The organism is Bacillus sp. EB01 (assembly GCF_000613125.1).
Taxonomy (GTDB): Bacteria; Bacillota; Bacilli; order Bacillales; family Cytobacillaceae; genus Bacillus_D.
Window position 1 is genome coordinate 1,313,881 of sequence record NZ_HG964497.1, and the last position, 13,232, is coordinate 1,327,112.

Genomic DNA, 13,232 nt, shown 5'->3' on the forward strand with positions numbered 1-13,232 from the left:
ATAGAGTGGGACTTAGGAGGGATTCAGATGGAATATACGGTACAGAAGCTTGCCAATCTGGCGGGGATTAGTGCTAGGACATTACGGTATTACGATGAAATAGGTATCCTAAAGCCGTCAAGGATAAATTCATCAGGTTACAGGATTTATGGAAGCGCCGAAGTGAACAGGCTGCAGCAAATCCTATTTTACAGGGAGCTTGATGTGCCACTTGAAACGATAAAGGAAATCATCGTTGCACCCGGCTACGATGAGGCGGCTGCTTTGAGGGACCATCGCGAAAAACTCCTGGAAAAGAGGCGTCAGCTTGAGTTGTTGATAGCCAATGTGGATAAAACAATTAAAGCAAAAGAAGGGAGTTTCACGATGAGTGACAAAGAAAAGTTCGAAGGGTTCAAACAAAAGATGATTGAGGAGAATGAAGAAAAGTACGGAGATGAGATTAGACAAAAGTATGGAAAAGATAAAGTTGAGCAATCGTATGCGAAAGTAAAGAACATGACGCCGGAACAGCATGAAGAAGTGACAAAACTTGCTGAAGAAGTCCAGCATACATTGGCAGAAGCCTTCAAAACCGGTGATCCTGCCGGAGAACTCGCTCAAAAAGCTGCGGATTTGCATAAGAAGTGGCTGATGTTTTACTGGAGCAGCTATAGCAAGGAGGCTCACGCCGGTCTTGCGCAGATGTATGTTGATGACGAACGTTTTACTTCATATTATGATAAGGATCAGCCAGGCACTGCAAAATTCCTGAGGGATGCTATTCATATTTATACAGAATTTAAAAAGTAATAACGTAGCGGCTAAAGCTTTCTTTGGCCGCTTTTTACGTTCCTGGTTCAATCAATTATGGATAAAACAACAATATAATTACAGGAATATACATATCAGAAAATAACTGAGAGATAATAATGAAGGTTTTGCTTTTTGCCACATTTAAATAGTCAAAACTGATTGACAATGAGAATGAATATCATTAACATTAAACTTGTAAGATAATTCACTAAGCATAGTGAAAACATGAAAAACGTTATTCCATCTTTTTTTGTTAGTATATTTTAAAAACGCGTTCCACCTTTTTTTTATGAGTAAATGATAATAATTCTCTATTAGACAATTAACCTAAAATTTTGAAGGCCTGGGGAAAGCCACATGAGACTGATTTATTTATTTGCAGCTTTTATCATCCTATCTATTGCATCCCTATTTATTGGGGTCACTGATATAAGTCCGCTCGATTTATTTAGTTTGAGCGGAGACCAGGCGGACATACTGCTTGCAAGCCGTGTTCCTCGCTTGATGAGTATCATCCTTGCCGGGGTGGGGATGAGTATTAGTGGACTTATTATGCAGCAGCTAACGCGAAACAAATTCGTTTCTCCGACTACTGCCGGAACAATGGATTCTGCAAGGCTTGGTATTCTTGTTTCTCTAATGCTGTTCACATCTGCCAGCCCTTTTGTAAAAATGCTAGTAGCTTTTGCGTTTGCCTTAGCAGGTACATTCATATTTATGAAAATCCTCGACAGAGTAAAATATAAGGATGCTATTTTTATACCGCTCGTAGGAATGATGTTCGGAAATATCGTTGGCTCGATCACCACGTTTTTCGCTTATAAAAATGACCTGATCCAGAACATGTCCTCCTGGCTGCAAGGGAATTTCTCCATGATGATACAAGGGAGATACGAACTTCTTTATATAAGCATTCCGCTTCTTGTAGTTGCGTTCCTATATGCGAATAAATTCACAATTGCGGGGATGGGCGAAGAATTTGCAACAAATCTTGGTCTGAACCATAAGCAGATTGTTAATATCGGCCTTAGCATTGTGGCGATGATTACAGCGTTAGTAATTCTGACAGTCGGGATGATTCCATTTCTGGGCTTGATCGTTCCAAACATTGTAACGATGTACAGGGGAGATCATTTAAAAAATAGTCTAGCCCATACAGCCCTGATGGGAGCGGTTTTCGTCTTGGCCTGCGATATTCTTGGAAGGATCATTATCTATCCATACGAAATTCCAATTGGCCTGACAGTCGGAGTCATTGGCAGCGGAATCTTCCTTTATTTGGTGATGAGGAGAAAGGCTTATGCATAACAAAACAAAAATTCTGCTGCTCGCTGCCTTCTCACTACTTGCCATCGCGCTGTTCGTATTTCTGGATCTTGGCCCAAATTGGGATTATGCCCTTCCTAGGCGTCTGAAAAAAATCCTTGCGATAGCTCTGACAGGTGCAGTAATTGCAATATCGACAGTGATTTTCCAAACGATTACCAATAACCGGATTTTGACACCATCAATTATCGGACTCGATTCCCTTTATATGCTTATTCAGACCGTATTAATATTCGGGTTTGGCTCAATGAGTGTCATGGTCGTGAATAAAAATCTAAACTTCCTGATTTCTGTAGGCTTGATGGTCATTTTTTCCGGCATTCTGTACAGGCTTTTATTTAAGAGGGAAGGGCAAAATATATATCTTCTCCTTCTGGTCGGAATCATTTTCGGGACGTTCTTTGGAAGCATTACAACTTTCCTGCAAGTCCTGATTGATCCGAATGAATTCCAGATTGTCCAGGATCGTATGTTTGCAAGTTTCAATAACGTCAACACCGAATTATTGATTCTCGCTTTTATAACAGTGATTGCAGTCATGGCATATTCAGTAAAATTCGTTAAATATCTTGATGTTATGGCCCTTGGCAAGGAACATGCAATAAACCTTGGCGTCGATTATGACTATATTGTCAAACGGCTTCTTGTTGTAATTGCCATTCTTGTTTCTGTTTCGACTGCATTGGTTGGGCCTATCACGTTCCTCGGCCTATTGGTTGCTAACGTGGCCCACGAATTCCTAAAAACATTCAGGCACAGTGTACTTTTAACAGGTTCAGTTTTAATCAGCATCATTGCCCTTGCTGGGGGGCAGCTTATCGTTGAAAGAGTATTTACGTTCTCAACAACATTGAGCGTGATTATCAACTTTATCGGCGGAGTGTATTTCATATATCTTTTGCTAAGGGAGAGTAAATAAAATGTTGGATGTCATTTCTGTTTCAAAAGGATACGGTACAAAGAATGTTGTCGACAATGTCTCTGTAAAAATCCAAAAGGGTAAAATTACTTCCTTCATTGGCCCGAATGGCGCGGGAAAAAGTACTCTTCTGTCCATGATTAGCCGATTAATCACTAAAGATGAAGGTCAAATTTTGATTGATGGCGTCGATATCAGCAAAAAGAAGAGCACTGATCTAGCGAAGAAAATCTCAATTCTGAAGCAATCAAACCATATCAGTTTGAAGCTTACCATCCGTGAGCTAGTATCTTTTGGACGTTTCCCGTATTCACAGGGCAGGCTCAATAAAGAGGACTGGAAGCTTGTTGATGAGGCAATCAACTATATGGAACTTGAAGATATCCAAGATAAATATCTCGACCAGCTAAGCGGCGGGCAAAGGCAGCGCGCATATATTGCGATGGTGCTTGCCCAGGATACGGAATATATCCTGCTCGATGAACCACTCAACAACTTGGACATGAAACACTCTGTTCAAATTATGAAGGTCCTGCGCAGGCTGTGTGATGAACTTGGCAAAACAGTTGTTATCGTCCTCCATGATATAAACTTTGCATCGTGCTATTCTGATTATATTGTCGCGTTGAAGGATGGAAAGGTAGTCCAGGAAGGGCCTACTTGCGATATTATTTCTTGTCCGGTACTCAACAAGGTATACGACATGGATTTCCATATTGAAGAAATCAATGGTAATAATATCTGTGTCTTTTTTTCATAACTAACTTAGCGATTACTTAACTATATGAGGTGGATAATAATGAAGAAAAACCTTGTTTTGACAGCTCTGCTTGGACTGCTAATGGTATTCACAGCAGCCTGTGGAAATTCGGATGCGAAGAACAATGGGGCATCTTCTGATGAATCGGAAGAAATAACAGTCACCCATCAGCTTGGGGAAACAAAGGTCAAGAAGAATCCGCAAAATGTCATAGTATTTGATTATGGTGTACTTGATACTCTTGATGAACTCGGTGTAAAGGTGACAGGACTACCTCAAGAAACAGTTCCTGGATACCTTGAAAAGTACAAAGGGTCTGAATATGAAAATGTAGGTGGAATTAAAGAGCCTGATTTTGAAAAAATCAACGAGCTTGGCCCTGATTTAATTATTATTTCAGGCCGCCAGCAGGATTCGTATGAAGAGCTGAATGAAATTGCGCCGACCATTTTTATGGGGCTAGATACAAGTAAATACCTTGAGTCATTTAAAGAAAATACAACAACACTCGGAAAGATTTTTGGAAAAGAAGCTGAAGTGGAAGAAAAGCTTTCTGAGGTACAAAAAACAATCGATTCCTTGAATGGAAAAGGAAAAGCGACTGGCAAGAATGGCCTCATCGTACTTGCGAATGAAGGTTCGTTAAGTGCATACGGCTCAGGCTCGCGGTTTGGGATTGTCCATGACAACTTCGGAATAGAGCCAGCAGATAAAAACATCGAGGTTTCAACACACGGACAGACCATTTCGTTCGAATACATTCTGGAACAAGACCCTGATTACTTGTTTGTTATCGACCGTGGAGCTGTGGTCCAGGAAGGAAGTTCTTCTGCAAAACCACTTATTGAAAATGACCTTATTAAAAAGACAAAGGCCTATAAAAATGATAACATCGTTTACCTGGATCCGGATTACTGGTACCTGTCAGGCGGAGGTCTTGTTTCAGTAACGGAAATGGCCAAAGAAATTGAAGAAGGAATAAACTAATGAAATGCCCTCACTCTTAAAATAGAGAGAGGGCATTTTTTTCACCCGGTGTCCTTCTCCCGCGCAGAGACATGCGGATTAGGCCTGTCACGAGGCGCTTGCGCTTTTTAGATTACCTGCGGTTGTCTACGTTGAATACATCCTGCATCGTGTCGGTAAAGTCATTGAATAGTCCGCGTCCATTACGGTCATTATCAATGTCGTTTGCGTAATTGTTCATGGTGTTATAAAAATCGTCATTATACGAAATGTAAACTCTGTGGATCCTTTTGTTTGCAGTCCTAACCTGGTCAGCAATTTTTTGGTCGAAAGCAGTCGACACATTTTTATAGTCCTGGTCACGAATAATATCGCCATTGTTACCGCCGAATGTCCTGTTATTTCCACCTTGATTGTTATTTCCACCTTGATTGTTATCTCCGTCTTGATTGTTATCTCCGTCTTGATTGTTGTTCATGTCATTTAATGTGCCGTTCCCGACTCCATATCCTAAGCCAACACCGCTGCCTGTTCCTGTTTCATAACCGAAACTGCCTGTATCATTTCCAGCAGCTCCTCCATTGTTATTGTTATTCATTCCCTGGTTGATTCCGTTATTTCCATTTCCATTTCCATTTCCTTTATTTCCTGCATCACCTTTGCCATTGATGATTCCGTCATCACCATTTTGGTTGATTCGGCCATTTTCCAGCAGGTTGTTGTCATTACCGTTTTGGTTACCTTGTGTATTGGCGCGATTGCCATTATTTTGATCATCGCCAAGTCTAACGGCAACATATGCATTGTTGTTTGAAATGATGACATGAGCCCTGTCGACCCTGTCAAGGCGCTCAACAGCACGGGCTGCTTTTTCCGAAACCCTAAGGTTCTGGTTGTCGTCAGCATTGTTTGTCCTGACATTGTTCGTCCTGACCCTGTTTGTTTGGGCACCGTTATCATTGTTGTCAGCACCACAGCCAGCAAGGCCAAAGAGCAATAAAGCTGAGAGCATAATCTTAAAACCGTTATTCACAAAACTCACTCCTTTTTTTAATTTGGTTCAGAGTTAGTTTGTGAATATGGTACTGGTCATATTCACAAATAAAACTTGGAAAAAAAGCTTTTATAAAGTGTAGATTCCAGGGATTCAAATTTCTTTGCTTAAATTATTAATAAATATTTAGAATTTTCCGTTGACTTATTCCTCCTACTTCATTTATAATCCTCTATAACAACTGGTAGTAAAATGAACAGTAATTAAAAACCACATATAAATCTCTTATCCAGAGTGACGGAGGGGTCAGGCCCTATGAAGTCCGGCAACCTTCAAGTGAAAACTTGAAAAGGTGCTAATTCCTGCAGGTGTATTTTGCCTGGAAGATAAGAGGAGGAACCCCCTCTTCTTATGGAGAGGGGGTTTTTTATATGAATTATTCATTTGCTGCCTGAATCACATAGGAATTAAAAATTGGAGGGATTCACATAATGACAAATCAAAATGAAAACTTTGGCTTAGAGACACTATTATTGCACGGTGGGCAAACCCCTGATCCTGTAACTGGATCAAGGGCAGTCCCTATTTACCAGACAACTTCCTATGTGTTTAAGGATACCGACCATGCACAGAACCTATTTTCTCTTGCGGAGTCAGGAAATATTTACACAAGGATTATGAATCCAACAACTGATGTACTGGAAAAAAGAATTGCCCTTCTTGAGGGAGGCGCGGCTGCCCTTGCTGTTTCTTCCGGTATGGCCGCTATTTCATTGGCGATTATGAACCTTGCTGAGGCTGGAGATGAGATTGTAGCCGCGGCGAACCTATATGGCGGCACATTTAACTTATTTGCTGTTACCCTTCCCAAATTTGGAATCAATGTGCGGTTTGTCGACTCGACCAACCCTGAGAACTTCCGTGAGGCAATCACACCTAAAACAAAGGCAATTTTCGGCGAGATCATTGGCAACCCAAGCTTGAATGTCTTTGATGTTGAGGCGGTTGCAGATATTGCCCATGAAAATGGCATCCCTCTCATCATAGACAACACGTTTGCTACTCCTTATCAATGCAGGCCTATCGAATGGGGAGCGGATATTATCGTTCATTCAGCAACTAAGTGGATTGGAGGACACGGTACAACAATCGGCGGCCTTATTGTCGATGCTGGGCGATTTGATTGGAACAGCGATAAATTCCCTGGCTTTACCGAGCCGGATCCAAGTTATAATGGCCTTCGCTTTGCCCAGGATGTCGGCCCGCTCGCCTTCATCACTAAGCTTCGTGTACAGCTTTTGAGGGACTTTGGCTCCTCGTTAAGCCCGCAAAGTGCTTTCCTCCTTCTGCAGGGACTTGAAACATTGCACCTGAGAATTCAAAAGCACAATGAGAATGCCATTGAGATTGCCCAGTACTTAAAAGATCATCCAGCTGTTGAATGGGTTTCTTACCCAGGTCTAGAAGATCATCCTAGTCATGAACTTGCAAAAAAATACCTTGGCGGCGGCTATGGCTCGATTATTGTTTTCGGCATTAAAGGCGGCCGGGAAGCAGGTAAAAAGGTTATCGACAATATCAAACTGTGGTCCCATGTTGCAAATGTTGGCGATGCAAAGTCACTGATTATCCATCCAGCTTCTACTACACACCAGCAGCTCAGTGCAGAGGATCTTGGGAAAAGCGGCGTAACCGAAGAGCTAATCAGACTTTCAGTCGGACTTGAAACTGTAAAGGATCTAAAGGAAGACTTGGACCAGGCTTTCTCGAAGGCTGCAAGTGTTTCGGCCAGACCTGAGGAACAGCTCAATCGATGAGAGCAGAACATTCATCGATACGTTTTGAAACGGCAGCTCCGCCGGAATATGGAACGATAAAAGTCGGTGACCTTGTACTTGAAAGCGGTGTGATACTCCCTGAAACCGAGCTAACCTTCGAAAGGACCGGGAATAGGGGAGGCCCTATCATCCTGGTTTGCCATGCTCTAACAGGAAATCAGTTTACGATTGGTACGGAAAACTATCCCGGCTGGTGGCATGGCCTGATTGGTGATGGAAAGTATATCGATACGAAAGAATATGAGGTTATTACGTTCAATGTATTGGGAGGCTGCTCGGGATCAACTGGTCCAACTAGTATAAATCCTCTTTCGAACAAACCTTACCAATTGGACTTTCCAAAAATAACGATAAGAGACATTGTCCATGCACAGTACTTGGCACTCCGCAAACTTGGTATTGATAAATTAAAAGCGGCGATTGGAGGGTCTCTTGGAGGTATGCAAGTGCTCGAATTGGCAATTGAATACCCTGATTTTACCGATTTAATCATTCCAATGGCCGTTACCCCTTTCTTAAGCGATTATGGGATTGCTTTTAACGCAATAGGCCGTAACGCCATCATGCAGGACCCAGTCTGGAAAGGTGGCTTCTATTCAGAGACAGACAGGATTGCTGGATTGGAAATCGCCAGGATGGTCGGAATGGTCACCTACCGGACCGGCACCATGTTCAATCAGAGATTTAACAGAGAGCTAAAGGATGGAGACACTTTTCAGATTGAATCCTATTTAAAATATCAGGGGCAAAAGCTTGCTTCCCGTTTTGATGCCAACAGCTATTTGTACTTGTTGGAGGCAATGGATTCGCATGATATTGGAAGAGGAAGGCTTGGCTGGAGGAAGGCTATTCAGCAAATTAATGCAAAAACCCTGCTGTTAGGCTATACGGGTGACTTGCTGTATCCTCCCGAACATGTAAAGGGAATTGCGGAAGCATTGGAGGAGGTTGGGAAAAAGGCTGATTATGTTGAAGTGGAGACTAACTTCGGGCATGACGGATTCCTTGCCGAGTTTTCAAAGTGGGGAGGAATTCTCAAAGCTTCCCTAAAAATTTGAGGAGGGATTTAAATGGCGACATCCATGTTGCACTATTGGGCTTTGGCACAGTCGGCAAAGGAGTATACGAAACAATCAAGTCCCATCAGGTAAGGTTAAAAGCAATCCTGGGTAAAAATGTAAAGGTTGCGGCCATACTTGTAAGGGATGTTGAAAAACATCAAGTGCAAGATGATGACATCCTCCTAACCTCAAATTTTAATGACATTTTAAATTTGCCGAAGCTTGATGTGGTAATAGAAGCAATTGTTGGCAGGGAACCAGGTTATACTTATTTGAAAAAATCAATTGAAAAAGGCTGCCACATTATAACCGCGAATAAGGAAATGTTTGCTTACCATGGAAGTGAACTTCTTGAACATGCTTCCAGATATCATGTTGCCTGTGGGTTTGAAGCGACTGTTGCCGGTGGAATCCCTGCAATCCAAACGGTCAGAACACTTTTGAATGTTAACAAAATTATAAGGATTGAAGGAATTGTTAACGGAACCTCCAATTATATATTGTCCAAAATGCGTGTGGAGGGAGTTTCATTCCATAAGGCACTTCAGGCTGCCCAGGATAAAGGATATGCCGAGGCAGACCCAAGCAGTGATATTGAAGGGTATGACGCGTTTTATAAAGCCATGGTGTTAAGCCAAATTGCGTTTGGGAAACAGCCGGAGTGGCAGAGGGTAACAAGGAAAGGGATATCGGGGATTTCCTACTCTCAAATTCGACTCTTTTCAGAGTGGGGATTGCGTGTAAAGCATGTCATCTCACTTGAAAAAGGGACCCGGGGCATCAGTTGCTCCGTTAAACCTGTGCTTGTTGCTCCCTCGAATCCGTTGTACTCGGTTGAGGGTGTTCAAAATGCCGTTTCAATAGATGCGGATATCGTTGGGAATATAACTCTTCAAGGGCCAGGTGCCGGGAAGTTTCCAACTGCAAGTGCCATTGTAGAGGATTTAATCCAGCTTAACCCTAAACAGGGCTGTTACTTTGAAGGGAAAGAGAATGTCCGGTTTAAAAAAGCCCCGTTGCAAAAATGGGTTGTTCTAACTAAACAAACGAACCTATTCACATCGGGATCCTTCGAAGTAATAGCCATTGCGCCAGAAAAGGCTGTTATTGTGAAGGGGAAGGAAAAGGATATAGATAAATTGCTTGAGGTTAATCCAGGATTAAAAATCTACCAGCTTTATGGCCACATTAGCAAAGGGTTCACGGAAAACACTCAGCACAATGACACTAGTGTAAGAAGAAAGGTGGCTGTCCCTGAAGGCATATAACTATGCTTGAAGGGGCACTTTTTTTGCCCTCAGTTTAATGAAGAATAAAATCAGGCGGCACTTGGCAAGATAACCCTATCCTGTGTGACGGGGGTGAACCATGCCTGACAAACAGCAAGATATGATCAATAATATTGATTCACTGGAAAAGAGTTTAACAGAAGTGTGGAACACTTACTGGCGGGAATACTCGTCCTTCGATTCCTGGCAGTTTTGGGTGAACGCTGCCTTGCTAATTGCCCCGCTTATCCTATTATTTTTTACGATTGATAGAAAACGCGCTTTCCTACTGGGTTTTTATGGATTTTGTGTTCATTTCTTATTCACGTATATTGATGCATACAACTCTACTCACGGTAAGGTTTTTTACCCATATAAAGTCTTCCCTATACTGCCTTCGAGCTTCACACTGGATGTATCGCTGATTCCGGTCGTGTTTATGCTTACCTATCAATGGACGTTGAATAGAAATAAAAATTACTACTTGTATGCGATTATTGTATCGGCAATACTTGCATTCATTTTTAAGCCTATTTATGTCTCTGCTAATCTAATGGTACTGAAGCAAGGTACGAATTACCTAACCTTATTTATCTGCTATTTGATTGTGGTCCTTTTGGCAAAATGGCTGACGAACCTTTTTATTTATTTCAATGATAAAGCAAAATGAATACTTGGGAATAAAGTTGCACTCCTGATGAAGGAGTGTTTTTTTGAAGTAAAAAGGGCGCATAATATTTTGCGGATTGAAGGAGCTTTGGGAAAGTATTGGAGCCACTTCGTTTGTGAATGGTATTGCCAAAAACTGAACACGTGCACAAGCAACACCTGTACATCCTGGTTGACAAATGAAAAATCCTCCATTGATCCACATTCCATCCCCCGGAAGCTTTTCCTGCATTTTAGACACTGAATCGGCTTCTGTTATTTGTAATGAACCGAATCTTCCCTCAGGCTGGATTGCAGTTACATTTGAAAATAACTGGTTTACCTGCATTTGATAAATCAATTGTAAAATCAGAGTGATTGAGAAGGTAATTCACAAAGTATTCTTTAATCTTATATCCTAGACATATCACAAAATCATTGAAACAATATGTCGAATAGATTTTCATAATATGCCAAAGGATAGGATGATAGCCGATTTTTATTAATGGTTTTGGAATTGTATGGGTTTCCTCGCTTATCCTTGTCCCGAATCCGCCAGCCAGAATCACAACTTTCATATTAACACCCCTTGTAACAATACTTTTCTATCAAAATTATCATTGTCATTAGTATCCTGGAACAGATTAAATATCCCCCTTTCTCCTGACAGTAAGATATGCAGAAAATATCTTATCACATGGACTACTGTGCAATCATGATGTAAACTTTGGATTAAAAGCAGTTTTTTTTAGATTGAGTTAGAGACGGCTGACTCTTGGAATGGTAACAAAAATAGAAAGAGCGAAAATCATCAGTCGAAGTGGAAGTTTCGTTCCTTCCAGTATTTGAACAGGAAAATAGTAGACATTTTTAATAGGGGGGCTGTTGGTTACATAAAAAGATAAAAGGGGGCAGAGATATGAATCCAATTTTACTGGAATTTCCTTCAGAATTTGAAACAGATAGACTTTTAATCAGACTGCCGAAACCAGGGGATGGCAAAGCCGTATACCAGGCCATCCAGGCCTCGCTTGAAGAGCTGAAACCATGGATGCCCTGGGCACATGCCAACCAAAGTGAGGACGACGTTGAAGCGAACATCAGGGAATCACATACGAAGTTTTTAATGAGGGAAGACTTAAGGCTGCTTGTATTTAATAAGAGCACCGGTGAATTGATTGCTTCATCCGGTCTCCATCGCATTAACTGGGAGGTCCCTAAATTTGAAATAGGTTATTGGATAGACAGCAGATTTAGTGGAAAGGGCTTTATGACAGAGGCTGCAAAAGGGATTGCAAATTTTGCATTCAATGAACTTGGCGCAAAACGGGTTGAAATCCGCTGTGACTCGAGAAATGAAAAAAGCAGAAAGATTCCGGAAAGGCTCGGTTTCCAACTGGAAGGTATCTTGAAAAATGATAGTATTGATGTAGTGGGAAATCTCTCTTCCACATGCATTTTTGCAAAAACCACCATTTGATAATTTTCGGGGCATTGTCCATTTGGGCAATGCTTTTTAAAAGGAGATGGAAATCCTGAAAAGGAAGTGGAAACGCGCAATAATAGCCCTCATTATCCTTGTCTTATTTATGTTCCTGAATAACACTTCTTATTTTTCCAAAAGCAAGGCAGACCCCAAGCTCCTGGCTCATCGAGGCTTGGCACAAACCTTCCCGATGGACGGGATTACCAATGAAACATGTACGGCCGAGCGGATTTATCCACCTGAACATCCGTATTTAGAAAACACACTGCCTTCAATGGAGGCAGCATTCGCGGCAGGAGCCGATATAGTCGAGCTTGATATCCATCCGACAAAGGACGGAAAGTTTACTGTATTCCATGATTGGACTCTAGACTGCAGAACGAATGGGACCGGAATTACACGAGACCATACAATGGAAGATCTGAAGGCCCTTGATATTGGTTATGGGTATACCGCCGATAATGGAAAGACGTATCCTTTCCGTGGGAAAGGGGTCGGACTAATGCCTTCTCTTGAGGAGGTGCTGTTAGAGTTTCCGGACAAGGAGTTATTACTTCATATTAAAAGCAATGATCCTAATGAGGGGAAAATGCTGGCTGAATATTTGCGTACTGTAAGTAGATTGGAGCATATATCGGTATACGGCGGAGACGAACCTATCGCATCGCTGTTAAAAGAGCTTCCAGAGGTGCGGGCGATGTCGAAGGCTACCCTAAAAAGCTGCCTCCTTCCGTATATAGCGATTGGCTGGACTGGATTTATTCCGGATGCATGCAAGAACACCCAGCTTCATATACCCGAGAAAATTGCACCCGTTATCTGGGGTTGGCCGGGAAAATTTAGTTCCAGGATGGATAGTGCAGGAACAAGGGTAGTTTTAGTCGCGGGAGATGGAGGTTTTTCAGAAGGGTTTGACACTAAAGAGGATATAAAACGATTGCCGAAAGGGTATTCTGGATGGGTTTGGACAAACCGGATTGATAGAGTCAGTGAGTAGTGCTTTTAGCAGTTTGTGAGTTGGCGGTCAGTGTCGCTGTTAACAATTGAAAACCTTGATAGAGATGCTTTTCCAAAAGTAAATAAAGATAAAATTGCCTCAGCGGATTCCAGCAGCTGGGGCTTTTTATTGCACCTTTCAATAATTATACATTGGTATGCATGGAGAATGAAA

Annotated in this window: 11 protein-coding genes, 2 pseudogenes and 1 riboswitch; of the genes and pseudogenes, 11 read left to right on the forward strand and 2 right to left on the reverse strand. The window is 41.8% G+C overall.

Going from position 1 to position 13,232, the window contains the following annotated elements:
• Positions 1 to 27: 27 nt before the first annotated feature.
• The 5 genes from TY16_RS05945 (at position 28) to TY16_RS05965 (ending at position 4,787) form a co-directional block, all read left to right on the forward strand.
• Positions 28 to 792, forward strand: coding sequence for a MerR family transcriptional regulator (locus TY16_RS05945; RefSeq protein ID WP_043930890.1), 765 nt, complete (start codon positions 28 to 30; stop codon positions 790 to 792).
• A 360-nt stretch (positions 793 to 1,152) separates the two neighbouring features.
• Positions 1,153 to 2,103, forward strand: coding sequence for an ABC transporter permease (locus tag TY16_RS05950; RefSeq protein ID WP_043930891.1), 951 nt, complete (start codon positions 1,153 to 1,155; stop codon positions 2,101 to 2,103).
• Entirely contained in the window at positions 2,096 to 3,040 is a 945-nt protein-coding gene (locus TY16_RS05955; RefSeq protein WP_043930892.1) for an iron chelate uptake ABC transporter family permease subunit, read from the forward strand. The genes TY16_RS05950 and TY16_RS05955 overlap by 8 nt, the downstream gene beginning before the upstream one ends.
• 1 nt (position 3,041) lies before the next feature.
• The gene (locus TY16_RS05960) at positions 3,042 to 3,800 is read left to right on the forward strand and encodes an iron ABC transporter ATP-binding protein (RefSeq protein ID WP_043930893.1); all 759 of its coding nucleotides are present in this window, start codon (positions 3,042 to 3,044) and stop codon (positions 3,798 to 3,800) included.
• Between the two features lie 39 nt (positions 3,801 to 3,839).
• A complete protein-coding gene (locus tag TY16_RS05965; protein WP_043930894.1) occupies positions 3,840 to 4,787 on the forward strand; it encodes a siderophore ABC transporter substrate-binding protein in 948 nt (315 codons plus the stop codon).
• A gap of 112 nt (positions 4,788 to 4,899) precedes the next feature.
• Here TY16_RS05965 and TY16_RS25095 read toward each other — a convergent pair whose 3' ends face one another.
• Positions 4,900 to 5,799 carry a YhcN/YlaJ family sporulation lipoprotein gene (locus tag TY16_RS25095; RefSeq protein ID WP_052342615.1) on the reverse strand — a complete coding sequence of 300 codons (900 nt, stop codon included), beginning with the start codon at positions 5,797 to 5,799 and terminating at the stop codon, positions 4,900 to 4,902.
• Positions 5,800 to 6,042: 243 nt separating this feature from the next.
• Positions 6,043 to 6,153, forward strand: a riboswitch (SAM riboswitch).
• A 98-nt stretch (positions 6,154 to 6,251) separates the two neighbouring features.
• Between TY16_RS25095 and TY16_RS05975 the strand changes: the two are divergent.
• The 4 genes and pseudogenes from TY16_RS05975 to TY16_RS05990 form a co-directional block, all read left to right on the forward strand.
• Positions 6,252 to 7,565, forward strand: a pseudogene (locus TY16_RS05975) (homocysteine synthase); the annotation flags it as partial.
• Positions 7,566 to 7,573: 8 nt separating this feature from the next.
• Positions 7,574 to 8,656: a homoserine O-acetyltransferase MetX gene (gene metX / locus TY16_RS05980; RefSeq protein ID WP_043930897.1), complete on the forward strand. Its 1,083-nt coding sequence runs from the start codon at positions 7,574 to 7,576 to the stop codon at positions 8,654 to 8,656.
• Entirely contained in the window at positions 8,620 to 9,927 is a 1,308-nt protein-coding gene (locus tag TY16_RS05985) for a homoserine dehydrogenase (RefSeq protein WP_231505567.1), read from the forward strand. The genes metX and TY16_RS05985 overlap by 37 nt, the downstream gene beginning before the upstream one ends.
• A 100-nt stretch (positions 9,928 to 10,027) precedes the next feature.
• Complete coding sequence (locus tag TY16_RS05990; RefSeq protein WP_052342616.1) at positions 10,028 to 10,597, forward strand: CBO0543 family protein; 570 nt, start codon at positions 10,028 to 10,030, stop codon at positions 10,595 to 10,597.
• 328 nt (positions 10,598 to 10,925) lie between these two features.
• Here the strand turns inward: TY16_RS05990 and TY16_RS27250 are convergent.
• A pseudogene (locus tag TY16_RS27250) lies at positions 10,926 to 11,153 on the reverse strand (sugar phosphate nucleotidyltransferase); the annotation flags it as partial.
• Between the two features lie 341 nt (positions 11,154 to 11,494).
• Between TY16_RS27250 and TY16_RS06000 the strand changes: the two are divergent.
• On the forward strand, positions 11,495 to 12,055 hold the full coding sequence (locus TY16_RS06000) for a GNAT family N-acetyltransferase (RefSeq protein WP_043930898.1): 561 nt from the start codon (positions 11,495 to 11,497) through the stop codon (positions 12,053 to 12,055).
• A 46-nt stretch (positions 12,056 to 12,101) separates the two neighbouring features.
• Positions 12,102 to 13,058: a glycerophosphodiester phosphodiesterase family protein gene (locus TY16_RS06005; RefSeq protein ID WP_043930900.1), complete on the forward strand. Its 957-nt coding sequence runs from the start codon at positions 12,102 to 12,104 to the stop codon at positions 13,056 to 13,058.
• The last annotated feature ends 174 nt before the right edge of the window (positions 13,059 to 13,232 follow it).